A 22838-nucleotide genomic window follows, 5' to 3' on the forward strand; every position below is an offset into this window, starting at 1 on the left:
AATATTATGATATTAGCTCAAAAAAGGTAGATAGAAAGATGACCCCAAGCCAATTTTCACTGAAAGAAAAAGACAAGAAGCGATGGTTGAAAGACCGTCTTGTCCGCTTTTCTGTGACGTGCGGCGGGGTAAGTGTTCTGGCAGCTTTAGTACTGATCTTCATTTATCTCGCTATGGTCATCCTGCCGGTATTTTCTGATGCTGATATTCAGGTCAGTGATAATCCAAAGTCTCTTAATGTAAACAATGCTGTAGCGCTGTCCGTCGATGAGTACGGTAAGCATGCCTTTACTATTGAAAACTCAGGTAAAGTACAGTTTTGGGACTTAGATACACAAAACTCAGACTCTTATTTTTCTGAGCAGATTACCGCAGCACCGGTTGCTTTCGCTCGTAATACTCCAGCGGAAAATTGGTTTGCATTTGCGACGAACAGTGGCGACATCACCTTCTTCTCTCCTGAATTTAGCGCGCCGTTATACAAACCGAACAGTATTGCTGAACCTAAGGTACAACGATTAAATACCATTGAACGTTTCTTATCGGTGACGGAAAGTAATGGAGCTGAGATAGAGCACTTTGCTTTCTCACGTCATGGCTCACAGTTGACCATCACTGCTCAGCTCACCGATCAGCGTTTACTTGTAAAATGGTATCAAGCCGATCTACAAGGCAATTACCATCAGCAGGCAAGTCAATGGCTCTCAACTAAGTTTAGTCAACAAGATCAGATCTTGATGACACCTGATGGCAATACGCTTTACTTGAGAGCAGGATCTGAGCTGGCGGTACTAACACTCAGCCAATCCCAGTTTTCGGTTAGAGAGCTGGTGGACTTGAGTCTGAGTGATGAAAAACACGCCGTGAAGACGATTGATCTGCTGTCTGGCGCTTATTCTCTGCTCGTTACCCATAACGATGGGCAGGTTTCACAATGGTTTGATGTGCTCAAGGATAAACAGCGCAGCCTAACCCACATTCGAGACTTTCAACTCGCAGAAGAAGTACAGTTCATTCTGCCCGACACCTATCGAAAGGGCTTTTACAGCTTCTATAAAAATGGCACTTTGCAAAGCCATTACACCACCAGTGAAAAGCTGTCGTTGTTTGAGCGTGCCTTTGAAAAATCGCCACAGTTGGCCGCGATGTCCGCTAATGAATTACACCTCGTGGCATTGATAGACGATGAAATTCGCGTAGCCGCGGTTGATAATGAATATCCTCAGATCTCACTGTCCTCCTTGTGGCAGAAGGTATGGTATGAAAGCTATCCAGAACCTGCTTACGTATGGCAATCGACATCAGCCAATGACGACTTTGAAGAGAAGTTCAGCTTAATACCGATCACTTTCGGAACGATTAAAGCTGCGTTGTTTGCGATGCTTTTTGCAACGCCGATTGCTGTGTTAGGTGCCATTTACACGGCCTATTTCATGTCGCCAAGAATGCGCCGAGTTGTGAAGCCGTCGATTGAACTTATGGAGGCTTTGCCTACTGTTATCATCGGCTTCTTGGCTGGTTTATGGTTTGCGCCTATTGTCGAAACCCATCTTACGGCGGTTTTCTCTTTGATGATTGCCCTTCCATTAAGTGCATTGCTGACCGGGTTGGTTTGGTATGTAATTCCTAAAGGCTTTACTCGCCGATTCTCTAATGGCTGGCATGCATTGATACTGATACCGGTGTTAGTTATTACCATTATCTGTGTGTTCTTGTTAGGGAATCAGATTGAAGCTCTGTTGTTTGGTGGGGATATTCGCACTTTTCTTGCTGGATACGGCATTGGCTTTGACCAAAGAAACGCTCTGGTGGTTGGTTTTGCTATGGGCTTTGCTGTGATTCCTACCATCTTTACCATCGCAGAAGATGCGATCTTCTCTGTACCCAAGCATCTCTCTGACGGGTCGCTAGCCTTAGGTGCTACGGCATGGCAAACACTGATTTATGTGGTATTACTGACTGCAAGCCCGGGTATTTTCTCTGCAATCATGATGGGGTTAGGGCGCGCTGTGGGTGAAACCATGATTGTACTTATGGCGACAGGTAATACCCCGATTTTAGATTGGAACATCTTAGAGGGGATGAGAACGCTATCTGCGACCATCGCAGTTGAGCTACCTGAATCCGAAGTTGGTGGCTCCCACTTCCGCTTATTATTCTTAGCGGCGTTGCTGCTGTTTGTCTTTACGTTCGCTGTAAACTTCTTAGCGGAGTGGGTAAGACAACGACTGCGCGACAAGTATCGTGCGTTATAGTTTTGAAGGGGCAGCATAGTATTCATGGCCAATAAATTTAAATCTCTACTTAACTGGGTACAGTCTGGCTCCCCTTGGATTTGGCTGACCGGTGGTGCGGTGAGTATCAGTATGCTTTCCGTGCTTGGATTGATGCTCTTAATCGGTTGGAAGGGACTAACGTACTTTTGGCCCGCTCCTCTTTACCAGTGGCAACTAGATGAGTCGACCCTTTCACAGGTTGAGCTAAATGGTTCACCCGATCGCCTTATCGGGCAGCTGTATGAGAATAAGTACATTCCTATCTCACAGATCCCACAATCTCAAGAGTATTTATCTGAGCAACAACTCGCGACGGGTTTGGTGAAGCGCTTAAGCATTAAAGTAGCCAATCGAGAGCTATACCCAGCCGATTTCGTCTCTATTTTAGATATCAATTTGCAGCAGCCAACAGAGCCGCAAGAGTGGGCAGTGATAGAGCGTAGTCGAGGTGGATACTTCTTTGGTAAGCCGATTGGTTTTGAAAGCGCTGCTGGCTCAAGTGTGACCGATATAGATCAGTCTTTGGAAGATGGTCTTGCGTTTGCAGATGTACTTCGTGAAGAAACCTCTCGGATCGTGAATCAAGAGATCCGTGGGATCAGTTGGCAATTAGATAAGTTAAGACTTGAAAAGCGAAAGCTAGAGCTAAACTCAACGGTTAGCGATAGCTACTTAAAAAGTTATGAAGACACCCGACGCACACTCAATGAGCAGCTTGATGATGCCGAATTGCGTTTGGAGCAACTAAGAACTCAGCTCAACATCGAAAGCTTAATTGTTGAAGACATGACCGGGCAGCACGTTGAGATTCCTTTGAGCCACATTCTAGATTACTGGTATCCAAACCAGATGAACTATGCTGAGAAAGTGACGCATTGGTTTAAGCAGATCTGGAAGTTTTTGTCGGAAAACCCGAGGGAGTCAAATTCAGAAGGTGGCGTTTTCCCAGCAATATTTGGTACTGTGTTGCTAGTGATATTAATGTCGATTGTGGTGATGCCCCTTGGTGTCATTGCTGCTATCTATCTTCATGAATATGCGAAGACTAATGCTCTCACGCGTCTAATTCGTATTGCGGTGATTAATTTAGCCGGTGTTCCGTCGATTGTGTATGGGGTATTTGGCTTAGGTTTCTTTGTTTATACGATCGGTGGCTCGATTGATACGCTGTTTTATGCTGAGCGTTTACCAGCTCCAACCTTTGGTACTCCTGGACTGTTATGGTCTTCACTGACTTTGGCTGTGTTAACGCTTCCCGTGGTTATTGTCACGACAGAAGAAGGTTTAACGCGAATCCCTAGTGCCGTTCGTCACGGTTCATTAGCTTTAGGGGCAACACAGTTTGAAACGCTATGGCGCATTGTGTTACCGATGGCAAGCCCAGCGATCATTACGGGTTTGATTCTCGCGATTGCGCGTGCAGCAGGCGAGGTAGCGCCATTGATGCTGGTGGGTGTCGTTAAGCTGGCATCTAGTTTACCGGTCGACGGTCAGTTCCCTTATGTGCATCTAGATCGAAAGTTCATGCATTTAGGCTTCCATATTTATGATGTTGGCTTTCAGACGTCAAACATCGAAGCGGCAAGACCATTGGTGTACGCCACATCGTTTCTTTTGGTTACTGTGATTGTTGGGTTGAACCTAACCGCGATTAATATCCGCAATAATTTGCGTGAGAAGTACCGAACCTTAGGACAAGATTAGATGTTTTCAATTAATGAAACCTTGGGTTATTACGCCCCACTTGATGTACACAATCTAACGGATGAGCAAACCGCTATCTCGATTGAGGGGCTAAATCTTCATTACAAAGAGAGCCAAGCACTGGATGACATCTCAATGAAGATCCCTAAAGGACAGGTAACTGCATTTATCGGGCCTTCGGGGTGTGGAAAATCGACCTTGTTGCGCTGCATCAATCGAATGAACGATTTAGTGGAAGGGTGTCGAGTCTCTGGCAAAGTGAAGCTTTATGGTCACAATGTTTATGATCCTCAAGTAGATGTTGCAACCTTACGTCGACGAGTCGGTATGGTTTTTCAAAGACCAAACCCTTTCCCTAAGTCGATTTATGAAAATGTGGTTTACGGTCTGCGCCTTCAAGGTATGAGTAACAGTCGTGATCTTGATGATGCGGTCGAGCGCTCTTTGCGTGCAGCAGCGTTATGGGATGAAGTAAAGGATCGACTGCATGAAAACGCGTTTGGTTTGTCCGGTGGTCAGCAACAGCGTTTGGTGATTGCGCGTGCGGTGGCAATTGAACCTGAAGTCTTGTTATTGGATGAGCCAACCTCGGCACTCGATCCAATTTCAACACTGACGATTGAAGAACTGATTAACGATCTTAAAACGCAATACACGGTAGTGATTGTGACTCATAACATGCAACAAGCGGCGCGAGTGAGTGATCACACCGCCTTTATTCATATGGGTAAGTTGATCGAGTACTCAGATACAGATTCAATCTTTACGTCGCCATTGAAAAATCAAACTGAAGACTACATTACAGGAAGATACGGTTAAGTTTGCTATCGTCATAGTAAGCCATCATTTAGGAGCGGACATGCATTTCGGTCGTCATATATCTGGACAATTTAACGTGGAGCTTGAGTCAATACGTACTCATGTTTTGACTATGGGCGGCCTTGTGGAGCAGCAGCTCTCTTTTGCAATGCAGGCACTGCATAAAGATGATATTGAATTGGCTAAGAAAGTGATTCGAGATGATCATAAAGTCAATGCAATGGAAGTGTCGATTGATGAGGCGTGTACTCGAATCATTGCCAAGCGACAACCCACAGCGAAAGATCTGCGTTTAATCATGGCGATCATTAAGACTATTACTGATCTTGAACGTATTGGTGATGTCGCATCTAAGATTGCTCAAGGTGCGATTGATATCCCTTCAACTAAGAACCAGAAATTCCATGTCTCATTAGAGCCACTCTGTCGCCATGCTATTGCGATGCTGCATCAGGTTCTTGATGCTTTTGCACGCATGGATGTCGATGCTGCAGCGGAAGTGCATAAACTTGATGATAAGCTCGATGCTGAATATGAGGCGGTAATTCGTCAGTTAATGACCTATATGATGGAAGATCCCAAAAACATCCCCAATATTCTGCAAGTGATGTGGTCGGCTCGTGCCATAGAACGTGTGGGAGATCGATGCCAAAACATTTGTGAGTACATCATCTATTTCGTGAAAGGGAAAGATGTACGCCATCTAGGAAACCAAAGCCTAGATGACGCTTTGAAATAGTCTGACGGCTTGAATAATAATCTTCGAAGCTGAGCCGCTATTTTTTGAAATTCGCTATTAGTACTAAAAACTGATGATGGCACCAAGATTAAGGTTAATCGTGGTGTCATAAGGGATATAAGTTTTGTTATGGTCGAAGATGTTCATATCAGCCCCAGCTCTTAGCGCGAGCACAGATGTAGCTTGGTAAACGTAAGCTCCTCCAATGCTCAATCCTGTAGCAGATTTGCTTTCCGTAACTCCCGAACGTGTTTTGTCGCCATCGTAGGTAGCAAAACCAATTTCAGCTTGAAATCCGTGCGTACCTTGCGCGCCAAAACTTTTTTGGATACCCAGTCGATATGAGTCAACAGACTCGTCATATCTGTCACTTTCATACCAAAGGTGAGAGTAGTTAAGGTAAACCGCATCAAAATTGGCGACTTCAGTCACTCCCGCCTGTATACCAAATCCATGGTAAGCACCAATTTTTAGTTCAGGAGAAAGGTGAAGACCGTTTGCATGAACAAATGGCGCGCTTAAAAAAGAGAGAGCTAGAGCAATATGTTTGAGTTTCATAGATGACCTACTAATCAGTGCCCACCTTGGCGAAATACTCCTTGATGCGATGGTTTAAAGTGTTGGGCTAAAACTTGTATCCGAAAGTAATGGATAGCTGATCGATGTCGTAGTCATCAAGCATCATAAAGTTGAAGCGAAGATCACTGTATAAGCCAAAGTCAAAGTGTGCGCGTACACCTGCACCCATCAGAATAGAGGTATCGTTTCTTGAGATGGTGTAGCTATCTTGTGCATCGCTAATTGTTTGTTTATCAATGATGCGGGCTAAACCAATTGCGCCATAAGGTTTAAGATTGAACCCATCTAAATCAAATGTATAACCAATGTCTGAGTCTAACTTAATGGTTGTGACTTTTGATTCGTACTTAATACTGCTGAAGCTATAATCGTCGGTGATGTAATCCATCGATGCGTTAAAGCCAAAAATACGGTTTAAATCGTAACCATATTCCAGCTTGAGTCCGCTACCCAAATCGGCATTTGGATATCCGGAGTACACATAGTCTATTTCAGCAGTAGAGAAGCCAGCACCTATTCGATGACTCGAAAAGGCATCTTGTGCAGCAAAGCTAGCCGTTGATAAAAGGGCGGTAGTTAAAGCGATCGTTTGTACAATTTTCATAACACTCTCATTAATGATTAAAGTAAGCGCATCCGGCACTTCGGTGAATAAAGCTCCCTGAAGAAAAGGTCCCCCACCATCCTTAGTAGGGGAGAGAGTGTTACTTGAAGTTAAACTGGACACCCACGCCACCAGAGACATCTGATGATGAGTATTTGCCTGAGGTCTCGTAGTTGAATGTGCCTGATACGCTCAGTTGTTCACTGATACCGTAAGCGCCACCTAGAGCAATCGCTTCTTTAGATCCAGCAAAACCAACACCGGCACCGACAGCAAATTCACCGTTAGTCACGAATGGGCGTGCGTTCGTTACCGCGTGTAAGCTCGCACGGATACCATCCATCTGCTCTTGATGCTCATTGAACTTTTGGTTGTACTCTTCAGCCATTGCTTGGAAGCCAAGTTCTAGAGCAGAAGTTCGCTCTGATTCGGTTGGGCCTGAAATATCAGGTGTATCACCGAAGTCAGGCGTCGGACGATCTGGTGCGTTATCAATTGGTGGCTGAGACGGAACACCTTCAATTGGGTTTGTTGGACGCTCTGGTTGTGGACGCGGCGGAGTGTTATCAATAGGTGGTTGCTCTGGCGCAGCTTCGATTGGTGGTTGAACGTGAACCGGTGGCTGCGGACGATCCGGGATACCAGGTACGCCATTGTCAACTTCAGGAAGAACAGGTTGTTCTGGCGCTGCTTCAATTGGTGGCTGAACATGTACAGGTGGTTGTGGACGGTCTGGTACACCAGGAACACTATTGTCGATACCTGGAAGCACAGGTTGCTCCGGTACTGCTTCGATTGGATTTGTTGGTTGATTCCACATTGGGTTTTGAACTTCTGCTTCTGCAAAAGCATTGAAAGAAAATGCGCTAGCTAGAGATACCGCAATAATTGATTTTTTCATTGAATACACTCTCAATAATTTGAATATTGAGCATCCCTACTATGGCTTAATTGGTTGACTCCGTGTCGATGGAGTGAATATTAAACAGTGTATTATTTTTAGGCTAAGTAGGGTTTTATATAGAGGTGATAAGTATTACTTATTAATCTGTTCTTTGAGTGCCTTCTTGACCACGCTATCGAGCCAGTTGTGTAAAGGGTTGTTGCGGTTTTTAATGTGAATATGGCTGTATACTGAGATCGTTTTTTCCTCCTCTTCGAGATCCACATCAATAACTCGTAAGTTAGGGTAATTTTGGATAGGAAAGAGGTTTGAATGTGGCATATACATATCGGAATTGAGCAATACATCAATGATGGCTAATACCATCTCCGATCGGAAGCCGACTCGATGGGGAATCGAATACGCGTCAAGCAATTTGGAAGCTTGGCTGAAATTGTCGTTCCATCCTGGTGATATTAGAGATGCGATTTCGTAGCCTGCAAGATCTTGCGGTTTGACGATGGATTTTTTAATTGGATGGTCTTTTCGTACAAAGAGTCTGCCCTCAATATCAACGAGCTTTTGAGCGTAAATTTCTTTAGATACATAAGGGAGCTGGTACGCAATTCCCATCAAAACATCACCTTTTCGAATATCCTCGGCAGAAGCTGTAGTCCAACTTGCCAGTTCCAATTTACAGTTTGGGGCTTGCTGTGTGATGGTTTTGTAGAGTGAGCCAGACAAGCAAGCGAGTACTACGGGTGATAGGGCAATTTTTATTGGGTAATCGATCTCTTTAGGGTCAAAACCATACGAAGAGTTCACGGCACTTTTAATCCCATCCATATGCGGTGCAAGTTCATTGGCCAATTGCTCGCTAAAATGAGTAGGTTGTAATCCGCCATGCACCTTAACAAATAAGTCATCACCAAAATGGTGTCTGAGTTTTTGCAATGCTTGGCTCACTGCGGGTTGCGTAACGAAAAGACGCTCAGCGGCCTTACGAGTATTTTTTTCCTGATGAACAATCAAAAAGGTTCGTAGCAAGTTAAGGTCGAGTGTGCCAAATAAATCCTTTGCCATATCTATCCGTTAATGTCGTTGACTGCTTTAAACAATATACGCGACTCTAATCGATAAACCAGTATTACTCGGTAACGCTTTGTTAAACAATTAAATGTGATTGAGGATTACGGTTTTTACGGCTCTTATTTTTTCTGAGCTAGTAATAGGAATAAGGTAATCATCAACATCGTGGTTTCCCATTTTTGTAGATGATGTTGCCTTCATTCTGCTAGTACGGGTGGTTTTTCCGGATAAATGCAGTGCATCAACATTAGATGAATCTAGCAGAATCGACGCATTTGCGGCGTTTACACCAGCTCCCGCCATGATATCAATGCGTCCGCTCGCCTGTTTTACCATTTCCGTTAAGATATCAATTCCAAGCTCAGCAGTTAGAGCAAGTCCGGAAGTGAGAATTCTTTCAAAGCCCAATTCGATAGCTTGTTCTAATGCACGTTCATAATCTGCGCAAACATCAATCGCTCGATGGAGAGTCATACCCAAGTTGAGGCTCTTTGCCTTTTTAGTGAGTTGCTCTAATGCGCTTATGTCCAGACTACCATCCGAGTTGGTAACGCCTAAAACCACCCCTGAAAGCCCTGCAATAGAAGCAGCCTCAATATCTTCAAGCATGCACTCGATATCCTCTGAGCTAAAGATAAAGTCTCCCTGTCTTGGCCTGATCATGGCATAAACTGGAACAGAAGAGTGCTCAGCCGCTTTCTTCATAAAACCAAAACTTGGCGTTAGCCCACCTAGAGCGAGAGATGAGCAGAGCTCTATGCGATCTGCACCACCTTCTATAGCAAGGTGAAGGGATTCGAGGTTGTCGATACATACTTCTAATTCAGGTTTCATTTTGTCGTTCCGAAGAGGGGATAACTGGATGATAGCAATAGCGAGTTATGAAAGGGTAGAGGGAAAGGGAGCGAAATAGGGGTAAATCTTTTCGGTAATCGCTGCCTCAATTGAGAGACTTGAGAGAAATGGGCAAGAAGGTTCTGATCAATATAAGAAAAGCCCGAAGCGTGAACTTCGGGCTTTAAATAAGACTTTACTTCTTAACTGATTGGCGTTGCACTTTGTGCTATTGCTTTACGCTTCTTGTGCCTTTGGCTACTAAGAGAGCTTCCAACCATTCACCCGAGTTGAGCGCGGGCTTAAGAATGTAATTACTTGCTTAGGTCGTCTGCGTGCTCAGATAGGAACGCTGCAACACCTTTTGGAGATGCGTCCATACCTGATTTGCCTTCTTCCCATTGTGCTGGACAAACTTCACCGTTCTTCTCGTGGAAGTTTAGTGCGTCAACCATGCGTAGCATTTCGTCGATGTTACGGCCTAGTGGTAGGTCGTTAACAACTTGGTGACGTACAAGGCCGTCAGCGTCGATTAGGAAAGAACCACGGAAAGCAACACCAGCTTCTGGGTGCTCAACGTCGTATGCTTTACAGATTTCGTGCTTAACGTCAGCAACTAGTGGGTACTTAACTTGACCGATACCGCCATCAGCGATAGCAGTGTTACGCCATGCGTTGTGAGAGAATTGAGAATCGATAGAAACACCGATTACTTCAACGCCTTTAGCTTGGAAATCTTCAAGACGGTTGTCGAAAGCGATAAGCTCAGAAGGACAAACGAAAGTGAAGTCTAGTGGGTAGAAGAAAACAACCGCTTTCTTACCTTTTGTGAATTCTGCGAAGTTGAAGTTGTCAACGATTTCGCCGTTACCTAGAACAGCTGCTGCAGTAAAGTCAGGGGCTTGACGACCTACTAGTACCATTTTGGAATCTCCTAAAAAATTAGTTGGCCCAATACTTCTTTGATTGGGCTCCGTTTCTACGCGACAAACTATAGTACAATCGGTACTATAGAAAAAAGCGAATTAAATAGATTGAGTTCATCGAAAAAAGCGATAAACCCATTCTTTGTCCTTTCCAAGTCTATTGACCATTCCAGGTGGGTAGACTCCAACTTATCTTACTCATATTACAAAGTAATTTCATGAATAAATGGCCAAGTCTTAAGCAACTTCACTATCTAGTGACACTACATGAAACACGCCACTTCGGGGATGCGGCCGAGCGTTGTTTTGTTAGTCAATCAACCCTGAGTAAAGGGATACAAAACCTAGAAGAGTTGATTGGGTGTCCTCTATACGAAAAGAAAGACAAGAAGAGCCCATTGGTGTTTACTCATGCAGGTGAACAAGTAGTGGAGCATGGCAGAGAGTTGCTAGCCAAAGGACAAGACTTAGTTGAATTAGGGAGATTGTGCCAAGGCGGCGATATGCAGGGGCAGCTTAAAGTGGGCTGCATTCCGACGATAGCTCCTTTTCTTCTGTGTAACTTAGTTCAAGAGGTTAATGTTCGCTTCCCTGAATTGAATATGTTGCTACGTGAAGACACCACGACCAACTTGCTGGCAGCTTTACGCCAAGGTGAGCTGGATGTGTTGATTTTGGCACTTCCTGTCGATATTGACGGAATGGAGAGCCAGATTGTTGGTAGTGATCCATTCCGTATGATCATCAGTCGCAATCAGGCGGATGCGATTCGCACGCCAATTAAATATGCAGACCTTCCCGACGAGTCGGTGTTTCTTTTAGAAAAAGAGCACTGTTTAACAGAACATGCAGTGTCGGCTTGCCAGCTAACCGATAAAGAGAAGATAAACCCGTTCTCAGCAACCAGCCTTCATACTCTAGTGCAAATGGTCGCGAATGGTTTAGGCACAACATTCATTCCGCAGATGGCGATTGATCATGGCTTGATTGAGAACCAGAACTTAGTAGTGGTTGATGCACCGGGGCAGCAAGCCCACCGTCATATTGGCTTAGTTTGGCGTCCTAGCTCTTCACGAGTAAGCACATTCAATCAGTTGGCAGAGGTTGTTTCTGAGTTACTTTGATCTTTTTTGTATTCACGATAGCAATAAGTATTAAGTTGAATAGTTGAAACTCACATAAAAAGCACACTGTATTAGGTGTGCTTTTTAGTATTTTATACTGCGGATAAGCATTTATTTGACTACAAATGATCGAGGTGCTGTTAAGTAGCTTTCATTCATTTGTGAAATTTTACACGCTTAATTTTACACACCTCTTTTGGGCTCTTGTTTAACTTCCCTGATGTATATGTATTTCAGCCATTGACACTCAACGACTTCTTTCTGTTTTCTTGGAATCAAACAACTGTTTTAAACTATGAGGTGCTCAATTTTTCGACGTAATAAAATTACGTAAATTATCGAAGGATTGGCGATCAAATAGTGGCTGAGATCACAACGATATAAAGCTTTGAATTTAACTTTTTATTAACTTTAGACCTTTTGCTCTATGTTTGTTTGAGGTAACTTAACTGCATGAAGATTAAGACTTATGTCTAGGTGGCTCTTGCTTGTAATCGATTTCAAATTTGGAGATGGTAATAGGCGAAGGCAACACGAAGCAGCCAAAGATAGAGCAAGCAACCCATACAATATAATTAGCTTGCGACTGTAAGATGTAGTCTTTGAGTTACAAATATTTTTAGATTTATAGTGATAGTGTCGAACAGGCAAGCTTGAGGGATTAGGTACCCTTTCACCTAACCCTTAAGTTATTTTCCCGAAATGAAGCCCAAACCTTTTTATCTGTGCAAGCGTGCAGGATGTGAAATCAAGGAGTGCAGTGATAAGCGAAGCAATAAGTAGGAAGGCCGCCTACCTATATAAGAATGAAAACCAGATCGAGCAATAACAAGATTCCTTACTGTTTACAGGAACGCATGAAACCCTGACCTTCGAGCGGCCCAATCCAGCCGCTCATTTTTTTGTCTGTCGTCTATAAAATTCATTGAGCGAGATGAACGGAATCAAGCTTGTTGAATTCTATTGAGACAATAAACCCGCTTTAAAGAGTGTTTTCTAAACTTCAATCTCTTCCGGTTCACTCTCTTCTTGCAACTCTAAAAGATTGATTGCAATCGTTACGAAGTCACTGTCTGTGATGATACCAACCAACTCACCGTGTTCTACGACTGGTAGACAACCGACCTTATGTTTCTGCATATAAATAGCCGACTCTTTTAGCCCTGCTCTTGGTTCAACCGACATGACGTTTTTGTGCATGATGTCATTAAGTGGTGTGGCGAGAGTATAAGATTGAGCTTGAGGGATATTTTGTAGGCTAGATTCTTGAGCGGCAAGGACATCGCGTTGAGTAACGACACCAAGCAGTTTTCTGTCTGCATCCACGACTGGAATGTGCCGAATATCCAAGGCTTCCATGGTGTGTTTTGCATCGGCGAGTGAGTGTGAGCGCAATAGGGTATGAGGGTTGCGAGTCATCATGTCTTCAACCTTGATCATACGGACCTCCTTATTATTCTATTTTACTGCTTCTACTATAGATTTATCTCCCCAAAATATCTGAGAGCTAACTCATTATTGGGTGACTTTTATGCAACAAATGTCGCTAAAGTCATGTACGATTTCGAGTCGATTTTTTACGCCTATTTACAATAATCCGATACGCAAAACCTTGCTATTGCGTCACGTGCGCCTATACTAGCCCACTGCGAAAAATTTAGTCGCGGCTTCGTGTCGTCTACTGAATTGACCTCATCCAACTAAACAAGACTAGAAGAATGCAAGTTTCAGATTTTCACTTTGACCTACCCGATGAACTTATTGCTCGCTATCCACAAGAGGAGCGCACAGCAAGCCGCCTATTAAAACTGGATGGCAACACGGGTAACTTAAATGATGGTTCGTTTAAAGACGTTCTAGACTTGGTTGAACCCGGTGATTTAGTGGTTTTCAACAATACTCGCGTTATCCCAGCTCGAGTGTTCGGTCGTAAAGCATCTGGCGGTAAGCTAGAAGTGCTGGTTGAGCGCATGTTGGATGAGAAAAGTATTCTTGCACACGTTCGTTGTTCAAAATCACCAAAACCAGGCACACAGTTGTTCTTGGGTGAGAACGATGAGTATGAAGCAGAGATGGTCGCGCGCCATGATGCACTGTTTGAGATTCGCTTTACTTCTGAGGAGAGCGTTCTAGATATCTTGAATAGCGTTGGCCATATGCCGCTACCACCTTATATCGATCGTCCAGATGAAGACGCAGATAAAGAGCGTTACCAAACGGTTTACAACGAAAAGCCAGGTGCAGTTGCTGCACCAACGGCAGGTCTTCACTTTGATGACAAGCTGATGGCGGATATGAAAGCCAAAGGTGTGGAATTCGCGTATGTAACACTTCACGTTGGTGCAGGTACATTCCAGCCGGTTAAAGTAGACAACATCAATGATCACCACATGCATGCTGAGTACGTAGAAGTACCGCAAGAGGTTGTGGATGCAATCGCGGCAACCAAAGCTCGCGGTGGGCGTATTATTGCTGTAGGCACCACATCAGTCCGTTCACTTGAAAGTGCGGCACAAGATGCTATGAAAAAAGGTACTGAGTTAGTTCCGTTCTTTGGTGACACTGAGATCTTTATCTTCCCTGGCTATGAATACCAGCTGGTGGATTGCCTAATCACTAACTTCCACCTGCCTGAATCAACTTTGATTATGCTGGTGAGTGCTTTTGCTGGTTACGACAACGTGATGGGTGCTTACGATCATGCAGTGAAGAGTGAATACCGCTTCTTCAGCTATGGTGACGCGATGTTCATCAACAAGAAAACAAGCTAATTTTAGCCAGTAATAAGCGATATAAATAGAATTTACGGGTGCTAGCAGTAGGCTAGGAGAGAGGTTGAGCATCAGCCTCTTTCTCGCAAGGAATCCGCGACCGCTCCTCATAGAGTCTTAAGACGAACTTAAGCTCTGAATTAACAGTCAGATTGTTTCTCTGGCATATTGGAGGCTTCGTGAAATTAAAATACGAACTTAAGAAAACAAACGCTGGTGCACGCCGTGGTCAGCTTCAGTTTGAACGTGGTACGGTGGAAACTCCGGCATTCATGCCTGTGGGCACGTACGGTACAGTAAAAGGCATGACACCTGAAGAAGTAAAAGACACAGGTGCAGAGATCTTACTGGGTAACACGTTCCACTTATGGTTACGTCCTGGTCAAGAGATCATGAAAATGCACGGTGACTTGCACGATTTCATGAACTGGCAAGGCCCTATCCTTACCGATTCAGGCGGCTTCCAAGTATTCAGCTTAGGTGCGATGCGTAAAATCACTGAAGAGGGTGTACATTTCCGTAACCCAGTAAACGGTGACAAGATCTTCATGGACGCTGAAAAGTCTATGGAAATTCAAAAAGACCTAGGTTCAGACATCGTGATGATCTTCGATGAGTGTACGCCTTACCCAGCGACCCACAAAGAAGCGAAAGACTCTATGGAGATGTCTCTACGTTGGGCAGAGCGTTCACGCAACCACTTCGACAAACTTGAAAACCCGAACTCACTATTCGGTATCGTTCAAGGTGGTGTATACGAAGACCTGCGTGATGTATCTGTTAAAGGCCTAACTGAGATCGGCTTCGACGGTTACGCGGTTGGTGGTCTAGCAGTAGGCGAACCAAAAGAAGATATGCACCGTATTCTTGAGCACACATGTCCTCAACTGCCTGAAGATAAGCCTCGCTACCTAATGGGCGTTGGTAAACCTGAAGACCTAGTTGAAGGTGTTCGTCGTGGTATCGACATGTTTGACTGTGTAATGCCGACGCGAAACGCACGTAACGGTCACCTATTTGTGACTGAAGGTGTGATCAAGATCCGTAATGCGAAGCATAAAACGGATACAACGCCACTAGATTCAGAGTGTGACTGTTACACTTGTAAGAACTACAGCAAGTCTTACCTACATCATCTAGACCGTTGTAACGAAATCCTAGGTGCGCGTCTGAACACGATTCACAACCTGCGCTTCTACCAACGTGTTATGTCTGATATCCGTAAAGCGATTGATGAAGACCGTTTTGAAGAGTTTGTGGCAGAGTTCTACGCAAGAATGGGACGTGAAGTTCCACCACTGGGTAAAGAATCTTAGTATTTCTTTTGCGAGCCCCGTCTCTATTCATAGGGATGGGGCTTGAAAATAAAGGGATGCAACCCAATAAGACAAACAATTACGAAAATATAAATAGAGGATGTTTTAATGTTTATTTCTCAAGCACATGCAGCAGCAGAAGGTGCACCAGCTGGCGGCGGTTTTGAAATGCTAATCATGCTAGGTATGTTCGCGGTGATCTTCTACTTCATGATCTACCGTCCACAAGCTAAGCGTGTTAAAGAGCACAAAAACCTAATGGCTTCTATGGGTAAAGGCGACGAAGTTCTAACAAGCGGTGGTCTAATCGGTAAGATTACTAAAATCGCTGAAGACAACGACTACGTTGCAATCGAGCTGAACCCAAACAACGAAGTAGTGATCAAGAAAGACTTCGTTACAGCAGTGCTACCAAAAGGTACTCTGAAATCTCTATAAACAGCTAGAGGATCCTCGCTGTGCTAAACCGTTATCCGTTATGGAAGTACCTGATGGTGATGTTTACCATTGCTATCGCTGCGTTGTACGCACTTCCAAATCTATACGGTGAAGATCCGGCAGTTCAAGTTACAGGGGCGCGTGGCGCCTCTGTAGATATGTCTACGCTGGATACTGTCACCAAAGCTCTTGAAGCTGAGAGCCTTTCTACTAAATCCGTTGCTCTAGAAAACGGTTCTATTCTTGTACGCTTTAACGATACCGATACTCAAATCAGTGCGCGTGATGTGATCACTGAAGCTTTGAATGAAGATGTTATCGTTGCCTTAAACTTAGCGGCTTCTACTCCAGACTGGCTTGAATCAATTGGTGCGGCACCAATGAAGCTTGGCCTTGACCTACGTGGCGGTGTTCACTTCTTGATGGAAGTGGATATGGACGCTGCGATGGAAAAGCTGGTGGGCCAACAAGAAGAAGCGTTCCGTAGCGAGCTTCGTGAAGAGAAAATTCGTTACCGTGCAATCCGCCCATCTGGTAAAGATGCGGTTGAAGTATTGCTGCGTAATGAAGAGCAACTAGCAGCTGCTAAGTCGTTGCTGGAATCTCTACACCCAGACATGACTTTCGTTGATTCTGAGTCAAACGGTCGCTTTTCTCTGATTGCTAACTTTACTGAAACGCGTCTTCAAGAGATCCGTAACTACGCAGTAGAGCAAAACATCACAATCCTTCGTAACCGTGTTAATGAATTGGGTGTTGCTGAGCCATTGGTTCAACGTCAAGGTGCTAGTCGCATTGTAGTTGAGCTTCCAGGTGTTCAAGACACAGCTCGCGCTAAAGAAATTCTTGGTGCGACAGCAACGCTTGAGTTCCGTGAAGTGGATAGCTCTGCGGATCTTGCAGCCGCTGCGGCAGGTCGTGCACCAGCAGGTAGCGAAATCAAGCAAGACCGTGATGGTCGCCCTGTAGTGCTTAAGAAGCGCGTGATTCTAGGCGGTTCAAGCATTACGGATGCAAGCTCAAGTGTTGATGAATATGGTCGTCCTCAAGTTAACATCTCGCTAGACAGCGAAGGTGGTAGCAAGATGTCTGCGTTCTCTCGCCAAAACATCGGTAAGCTAATGGCTACCGTATTTGCAGAGTACAAAGACAGCGGTCGTAAGACACCTGAAGGCAAAGTGATTCTGACCAAGCATGAAGAAGTGATTAACCAAGCAACGATTCAATCTGCGCTAGGTCGTAACTTCCGTATTACTGGTATCGATTCTGCTGCTGAAGCACACAACCTTGCACTTCTTCTACGTGCTGGTGCTCTGATTGCACCTATCTCGATTGTTGAAGAACGTACCATTGGTCCATCTATGGGTCAGCAGAACATTGACATGGGTATCATGGCGATGATCTGGGGTATGGCTGCAGTAATGCTATTTACGCTTATTTACTACCGTCGTTTTGGCCTGATTGCTAACGTCGCGCTAATGGCGAACTTGGTGCTGATTATCGGTGTGATGTCGATGATCCCAGGTGCAACCATGACGCTACCGGGTATTGCAGGTATCGTACTGACGGTGGGTATGGCGGTCGATGCGAACGTGCTTATTTTCGAACGTATTCGAGAAGAGTTACGTGAAGGTCGTAGCCCACAACAAGCGATTCACCAAGGTTACGCGAATGCATTCAGTACGATTGCCGATGCTAACATCACCACGCTTCTAACAGCCATCATTCTATTTGCTGTTGGTACGGGTGCGATTAAAGGCTTCGCGGTAACGCTGTCTATCGGTATTCTGACTTCTATGTTTACAGCTATTGTAGGTACACGTTGTATCGTGAACCTAATGTATGGCGGTAAGCGCGTAGATAAACTGTCGATCTAAGGCTAGGAATTAATATGTTTCAGATTCTAAAAGCAGACAAATTGATCGACTTTATGCGTTGGTCAAAGGTAGCTTTTGTTCTTTCTATCTTAATGATTGGTACAGCCATCTTTACTCTATCAACCAAGTCGTTGAACTGGGGTCTAGACTTTACTGGCGGTACCCTGATTGAAGTGGGTTTTGAGCATCCAGCTAACCTTGAAAATATCCGTTCTGCACTAGAGGCAAAAGGCTTTGGTGACGCAACGGTACAGAACTTTGGTTCTGCACGTGATGTTATGGTTCGTCTACGCCCACGTGAAGGCGTTGCAGGCGAAACACTAGGTAACCAGATCTTATCGGCTATCGAACAAGGTACGGGTGAGCAAGTTGAAATGCGCCGTATCGAATTCGTTGGTCCAAACGTAGGTGATGAGCTAACAGAAGCGGGTGGCCTTGCTATCCTTGTTTCTCTTATCTGTATCTTGATCTATGTGTCGGTACGATTTGAATGGCGTTTGGCTGCAGGTGCGGTACTCGCATTGGCGCACGACGTTATCATTACACTGGGTGTTTTCTCTCTGATGCAAATCGAGGTAGACCTGACCATCGTCGCGGCATTGCTAACGGTTGTCGGTTACTCGCTCAACGATACCATAGTTGTATTTGACCGTATCCGTGAGAACTTCCGTAAGATGCGTAAAGGCGAAGCACCTGAAGTTCTAAACAGCTCAATCACACAAACATTGAGCCGTACATTGATCACTTCTGGTACAACCTTATTCGTAGTTATCGCACTGTTCGTTCAGGGCGGCGCTATGATTCATGGTTTCGCGACAGCACTTCTACTAGGTATTACCGTTGGTACTTACTCTTCTATCTACGTTGCATCTGCACTAGCTATGAAGTTGGGTATTACGCGTGAGCACCTAATGCCACCACAAGTGGAAAAAGAAGGCGAAGAGTTTGACGAAATGCCATAAGCTTTGGCTTATAACTTTCGATAAACCAGAAAACCGCTAGGCAACTAGCGGTTTTTTTATGCCTGAATTTTGTAGGAAAACTCAATACAAATTTTACGGTCGAAGTGAATTGCACTTAATGTCATAAGCGCTATTCTGCTCGCATCTCGCATCTCGCATCTCGCATCTCGCATCTCGCATCTCGCATCTCTCGGAATTGCAGATACAAAAAAGCCCCGCTAAAGCGAGGCTTCGAATCTTTCGGCTCTCATTTAGGAGAGCATCAACGTAAGGTCTGAATTACTTCAGCATACCTTCGTTTGCGTTCTCACGAACGTGCTTAAGAATAGCTTTAACACCACGTGCACTTGAAGCAACAACGTTACCAGACTTCATGTAGTCAGTACCGCCAGCAAAGTCAGTTAGGATTGCGCCAGCTTCACGAGCGATTAGGTCGCCAGCTGCCATGTCCCATGGTTTTAGGTCTAGCTCTAGGTAACCGTCAACACGGCCAGCCGCTAGGTAACATAGGTCTAGTGCTGGAGAACCAGTACGACGGAAATCAGAACAATCAACGAATAGACCAGAGATGATCTTCATGAAAGATTCTGAGTGCTGTTTAGCTTTGAATGGGAAACCTGCAGCTAGGATAGAACCTTGTAGGTCTTTCAGCTGAGTTACACGCATACGAGCGTTGTTTAGTTGAGCACCAGCGCCACGTTGAGCTGTGAATAGCTCGTTTAGCATTGGGTCGTAAACACACGCTACTTCAGTACGGCCGTTCATGCGAACTGCGATAGATACTGCGAAGTGTGGGAAGCCTTTAACGAAGTTGTTCGTGCCATCTAGTGGGTCAACGATCCATTGAACATCAGAGTCTTTACCTTCAGTAAGACCGTTCTCTTCAGAAACAATGCTGTGCTCTGGGTAAGAAGCTTTGATTGTTTCAATAATCATGTATTCAGCTTCTTTAGCAATATTTACAACGTAGTCGTTGTTGCCTTTCAAAGATGTTTCGATCTTATCAGTTGTTTCTAGAGATTTAGCAATGTGATTGCCTGCTTTACGCGCAGCGCGAATAGCAATGTTTAGCATTGGATGCATATGGAGATTCCCACAAGATGTTAAAGAACGATTTAAAGCGGCGGCGAGTATACCAAAGTTTTTGCAAAAGGGAAGTGGTTATTTTTTGAACTCTTGAAATCACATTCCGTGAAGGGTCTGACCATTTTACTTTGTGATGTGTTAATATCTCGCGATTATTTTTAAAGTGGTGTCATATAGCATGTTAGACAATGTAAAAGTCGTTCTCGTTGGTACTTCTCACTCGGGCAATATCGGCTCTGCCGCTCGTGCGATGAAAGTTATGGGTTTAAGCCAATTAGTGTTGGTGGATCCTCAGTGTGAAGTGGATGAGCAAACAATGGCTTTGGCAGCGGGTGCTGGTGATATCGCAGAAAACGCGAAAATTGTTTCAACATTAGAAGAAGCAGTAAAAGACTGTGGTCTTGTTGTTGGTTCAAGTGCACGCTCTCGTACATTGGAGTGGCCAATGCTAGAGCCTCGTGAGTGTGGCGAGAAATTTGCTATCGAAGGGCAAAAGCACCCAGTGGCGCTTATCTTTGGTCGTGAACGCACTGGTTTAACGAATGAAGAGCTGCAAAAGTGTCACTACCATGTTTGCATTCCAGCAAACCCAGAATACAGCTCGTTGAATCTAGCGATGGCGGTTCAAACATTGAGCTATGAAGTTCGCGTTGCTCACCTAAACCAAGAGGCGAGTCAGTACCCTCCACAAGCAGAAGATGAGTACCCACGTCACGAAGAGCTCGAAATGTTTTATGAGCACCTTGAAAAAGTGATTACGGATACCCAATTTATCTCTAAGGACAAACCAGGTCAGGTGATGAATAAGCTTCGTCGTCTGTTTAGCCGTGCACGCCCTGAAATCCAAGAAATTAATACGCTGCGCGGTATTTTGACCTCAGTTGAGAAGTCTCAGAAGGGCGAATAAGTAACCACAAATTCCGTAAGGGTGAATACCTGACTAAAATAGTCAATTAAATACTTGACCATTTTAGTCAGGTATGGAAAAATTCCAACCACATAAACAATGTGGATACGGTGTGATATGAAACTTACATCTAAAGGAAGATATGCGGTCACAGCTATGCTAGATGTAGCACTGCATTCGCAAAAAAGCCCTGTACCTTTGGCTGACATCTCTGAACGTCAAGGTATTTCGTTATCTTACTTAGAACAACTATTTTCTAAGTTACGCAAAGCTGGCCTTGTGGCGAGTGTGCGTGGTCCTGGTGGTGGTTACCGCTTGGGCGCAGAAGCCGGTGACATTGCTGTCGGAACAGTGATTGCTGCCGTTGATGAATCGGTTGACGCTACTAAGTGTCACGGTCGTGGTGATTGCCAAGGTGGCACACGTTGCCTTACGCACACACTGTGGCGTGATCTAAGCTCCCGCATCAGCAGCTTCTTAAATGACATTACGCTCGGTGAGCTAATGAAAGATAACGAAGTTTTAGAAATTTCTGATCGTCAAGATATCGATCTTGCGGTTAATAATGGTTTTGCACATAAAAATACGAGCACTACAACGATTAGTGCAGCACCTCACGGTGTTAATGCCCGCTCTTAGCGGTCAGTTTTTACATTGGAGTAGAAAATGAAACTGCCTATTTACTTTGACTATTCAGCTACTTGCCCAGTTGATCCTCGTGTTGCTGAAAAAATGGTTCAGTGTATGACGATGGACGGTAACTTCGGTAACCCTGCATCTCGTTCACACCGTTACGGCTGGCAAGCAGAAGAGTCAGTAGATAATGCTCGTGAGCAAATTGCCGATCTCCTGAATGCAGACCCACGTGAAATCGTATTCACGTCTGGTGCAACAGAATCTGACAACCTTGCTATCAAAGGTGCAGCGCACTTTTACGAGAAGAAAGGTAAGCACGTAATCACGTGCAAAACAGAACACAAAGCAGTTCTTGATCCATGTCGTCAACTTGAGCGTGAAGGCTTCGAGGTAACTTACCTAGAGCCAGAAGCAAACGGCATCATCGATCTAGACAAGCTACAAGCTGCAATGCGTGAAGATACAGTGCTTGTTTCTATCATGCACGTAAACAACGAAATCGGCGTTATCCAAGATATCAACGCAATTGGCGAACTATGTCGTTCACGCAAGATCATCTTCCACGTTGATGCGGCTCAGTCTGCGGGTAAAATCCCACTAGACGTTCAAGAGATGAAAGTAGATTTAATCTCTCTTTCTGCTCACAAAGTTTACGGCCCTAAAGGCATCGGTGCACTTTACGTTCGTCGTAAGCCTCGTATTCGTCTTGAAGCTCAAATGCACGGTGGTGGTCACGAACGTGGTTTCCGTTCAGGCACGCTAGCAACACACCAAATCGTTGGTATGGGTGAAGCATTTGCTATCGCTAAACAAGACATGCAAAAAGATTACGACCACGCACTAGCGCTACGTGAGCGTCTACTGAAAGGTGTTCAAGACCTTGAAGCAGTAACGGTAAACGGTGACCTAGACCAGCGTGTTCCACACAACCTAAACGTGAGCTTTGCTTTTGTTGAAGGTGAGTCTCTGCTTATGTCTCTAAAAGACCTAGCAGTATCATCGGGTTCTGCATGTACATCAGCAAGCCTTGAGCCATCTTACGTTCTACGTGCTCTTGGTCTAAACGATGAACTGGCACATAGCTCAGTACGTTTCTCATTCGGCCGTTTTACAACGGAAGAAGAAGTTGACTACGCAATCGCTCAGATTCGTGTAGCAGTAAACAAATTACGCGACATGTCTCCTCTATGGGATATGTATAAAGAAGGGATTGATCTGGACACTGTTGAGTGGGCACATCACTAATCTCACGGATATAGAGGATTCGA

At 44.7% G+C, this 22838-nt stretch carries 21 protein-coding genes; 13 read left to right on the top strand and 8 right to left on the bottom strand.

The genetic code is table 11. The annotated features are described in order from the left end of the window. The first annotated feature begins 38 nt into the window (after positions 1–38). The 4 genes from OCV50_RS02790 to phoU are packed head-to-tail and all read left to right on the top strand — an operon-like array spanning position 39 to position 5538. The gene (locus tag OCV50_RS02790) at positions 39–2255 is read left to right on the top strand and encodes an ABC transporter permease subunit (protein ID WP_261903646.1); all 2217 of its coding nucleotides are present in this window, start codon (positions 39–41) and stop codon (positions 2253–2255) included. A gap of 24 nt (positions 2256–2279) precedes the next feature. Further along, positions 2280–3980 carry a phosphate ABC transporter permease PstA gene (pstA, locus tag OCV50_RS02795; RefSeq protein WP_261903647.1) on the top strand — a complete coding sequence of 567 codons (1701 nt, stop codon included), beginning with the start codon at positions 2280–2282 and terminating at the stop codon, positions 3978–3980. After that, complete coding sequence (pstB, locus tag OCV50_RS02800) at positions 3981–4799, top strand: phosphate ABC transporter ATP-binding protein PstB (protein WP_032551279.1); 819 nt, start codon at positions 3981–3983, stop codon at positions 4797–4799. A gap of 40 nt (positions 4800–4839) precedes the next feature. Then, entirely contained in the window at positions 4840–5538 is a 699-nt protein-coding gene (phoU, locus tag OCV50_RS02805; protein ID WP_032551280.1) for a phosphate signaling complex protein PhoU, read from the top strand. A 63-nt stretch (positions 5539–5601) separates the two neighbouring features. Here phoU and OCV50_RS02810 read toward each other — a convergent pair whose 3' ends face one another. The 6 genes from OCV50_RS02810 to OCV50_RS02835 all read right to left on the bottom strand — a co-directional run bounded on the left by OCV50_RS02810 (position 5602) and on the right by OCV50_RS02835 (position 10450). Continuing rightward, the gene (locus OCV50_RS02810) at positions 5602–6096 is read right to left on the bottom strand and encodes a hypothetical protein (RefSeq protein ID WP_261903648.1); all 495 of its coding nucleotides are present in this window, start codon (positions 6094–6096) and stop codon (positions 5602–5604) included. A 67-nt stretch (positions 6097–6163) separates the two neighbouring features. Beyond that, positions 6164–6721, bottom strand: a complete 558-nt coding sequence (locus tag OCV50_RS02815) for a porin family protein (RefSeq protein WP_261903649.1) — start codon at positions 6719–6721, stop codon at positions 6164–6166. A gap of 100 nt (positions 6722–6821) precedes the next feature. Next, a complete protein-coding gene (locus OCV50_RS02820; protein ID WP_261903650.1) occupies positions 6822–7622 on the bottom strand; it encodes a YadA C-terminal domain-containing protein in 801 nt (266 codons plus the stop codon). Between the two features lie 135 nt (positions 7623–7757). Next, positions 7758–8687 carry a LysR family transcriptional regulator gene (locus OCV50_RS02825; RefSeq protein ID WP_261903651.1) on the bottom strand — a complete coding sequence of 310 codons (930 nt, stop codon included), beginning with the start codon at positions 8685–8687 and terminating at the stop codon, positions 7758–7760. Positions 8688–8777: 90 nt separating this feature from the next. Next, the gene (locus OCV50_RS02830; protein ID WP_261903652.1) at positions 8778–9527 is read right to left on the bottom strand and encodes a copper homeostasis protein CutC; all 750 of its coding nucleotides are present in this window, start codon (positions 9525–9527) and stop codon (positions 8778–8780) included. A 314-nt stretch (positions 9528–9841) separates the two neighbouring features. Continuing rightward, complete coding sequence (locus OCV50_RS02835; protein WP_004740353.1) at positions 9842–10450, bottom strand: peroxiredoxin C; 609 nt, start codon at positions 10448–10450, stop codon at positions 9842–9844. A gap of 221 nt (positions 10451–10671) precedes the next feature. On the opposite strand from OCV50_RS02835, the gene OCV50_RS02840 reads away from it, so the two are divergent. After that, the gene (locus OCV50_RS02840) at positions 10672–11577 is read left to right on the top strand and encodes a hydrogen peroxide-inducible genes activator (RefSeq protein WP_239842326.1); all 906 of its coding nucleotides are present in this window, start codon (positions 10672–10674) and stop codon (positions 11575–11577) included. A 996-nt stretch (positions 11578–12573) separates the two neighbouring features. Here the strand turns inward: OCV50_RS02840 and OCV50_RS02845 are convergent. Beyond that, positions 12574–13017, bottom strand: coding sequence for a CBS domain-containing protein (locus OCV50_RS02845; RefSeq protein WP_239842327.1), 444 nt, complete (start codon positions 13015–13017; stop codon positions 12574–12576). A gap of 278 nt (positions 13018–13295) precedes the next feature. Here OCV50_RS02845 and queA point away from each other — a divergent pair, with 278 nt between their 5' ends. The 5 genes from queA (at position 13296) to secF (ending at position 18941) form a co-directional block, all read left to right on the top strand. Beyond that, positions 13296–14348: a tRNA preQ1(34) S-adenosylmethionine ribosyltransferase-isomerase QueA gene (queA, locus tag OCV50_RS02850; RefSeq protein WP_261903653.1), complete on the top strand. Its 1053-nt coding sequence runs from the start codon at positions 13296–13298 to the stop codon at positions 14346–14348. A 179-nt stretch (positions 14349–14527) separates the two neighbouring features. Next, complete coding sequence (gene tgt, locus OCV50_RS02855) at positions 14528–15664, top strand: tRNA guanosine(34) transglycosylase Tgt (RefSeq protein WP_261903654.1); 1137 nt, start codon at positions 14528–14530, stop codon at positions 15662–15664. Positions 15665–15772: 108 nt separating this feature from the next. After that, on the top strand, positions 15773–16102 hold the full coding sequence (yajC, locus tag OCV50_RS02860; protein WP_032551291.1) for a preprotein translocase subunit YajC: 330 nt from the start codon (positions 15773–15775) through the stop codon (positions 16100–16102). A gap of 20 nt (positions 16103–16122) precedes the next feature. Then, the gene (secD, locus tag OCV50_RS02865; RefSeq protein WP_261903655.1) at positions 16123–17979 is read left to right on the top strand and encodes a protein translocase subunit SecD; all 1857 of its coding nucleotides are present in this window, start codon (positions 16123–16125) and stop codon (positions 17977–17979) included. 14 nt (positions 17980–17993) lie between these two features. Next, entirely contained in the window at positions 17994–18941 is a 948-nt protein-coding gene (secF, locus tag OCV50_RS02870) for a protein translocase subunit SecF (RefSeq protein ID WP_239842329.1), read from the top strand. A 279-nt stretch (positions 18942–19220) separates the two neighbouring features. Here the strand turns inward: secF and suhB are convergent, their stop codons facing one another. Next, positions 19221–20024: an inositol-1-monophosphatase gene (gene suhB, locus OCV50_RS02875; protein WP_032551298.1), complete on the bottom strand. Its 804-nt coding sequence runs from the start codon at positions 20022–20024 to the stop codon at positions 19221–19223. A gap of 181 nt (positions 20025–20205) precedes the next feature. On the opposite strand from suhB, the gene trmJ reads away from it, so the two are divergent. The 3 genes from trmJ to OCV50_RS02890 all read left to right on the top strand — a co-directional run bounded on the left by trmJ (position 20206) and on the right by OCV50_RS02890 (position 22815). Next, positions 20206–20934 (top strand): tRNA (cytosine(32)/uridine(32)-2'-O)-methyltransferase TrmJ, encoded by a 729-nt coding sequence (trmJ, locus tag OCV50_RS02880; RefSeq protein WP_261903656.1) that lies wholly within the window; start codon positions 20206–20208, stop codon positions 20932–20934. A 117-nt stretch (positions 20935–21051) separates the two neighbouring features. Then, positions 21052–21573 (top strand): Fe-S cluster assembly transcriptional regulator IscR, encoded by a 522-nt coding sequence (gene iscR, locus OCV50_RS02885; protein WP_084181864.1) that lies wholly within the window; start codon positions 21052–21054, stop codon positions 21571–21573. A gap of 27 nt (positions 21574–21600) precedes the next feature. Further along, complete coding sequence (locus OCV50_RS02890) at positions 21601–22815, top strand: IscS subfamily cysteine desulfurase (RefSeq protein ID WP_239842331.1); 1215 nt, start codon at positions 21601–21603, stop codon at positions 22813–22815. The last annotated feature ends 23 nt before the right edge of the window (positions 22816–22838 follow it).

Source organism: Vibrio fortis (assembly GCF_024347475.1).
GTDB classification, from domain to species: Bacteria; Pseudomonadota; Gammaproteobacteria; order Enterobacterales; family Vibrionaceae; genus Vibrio; species Vibrio fortis.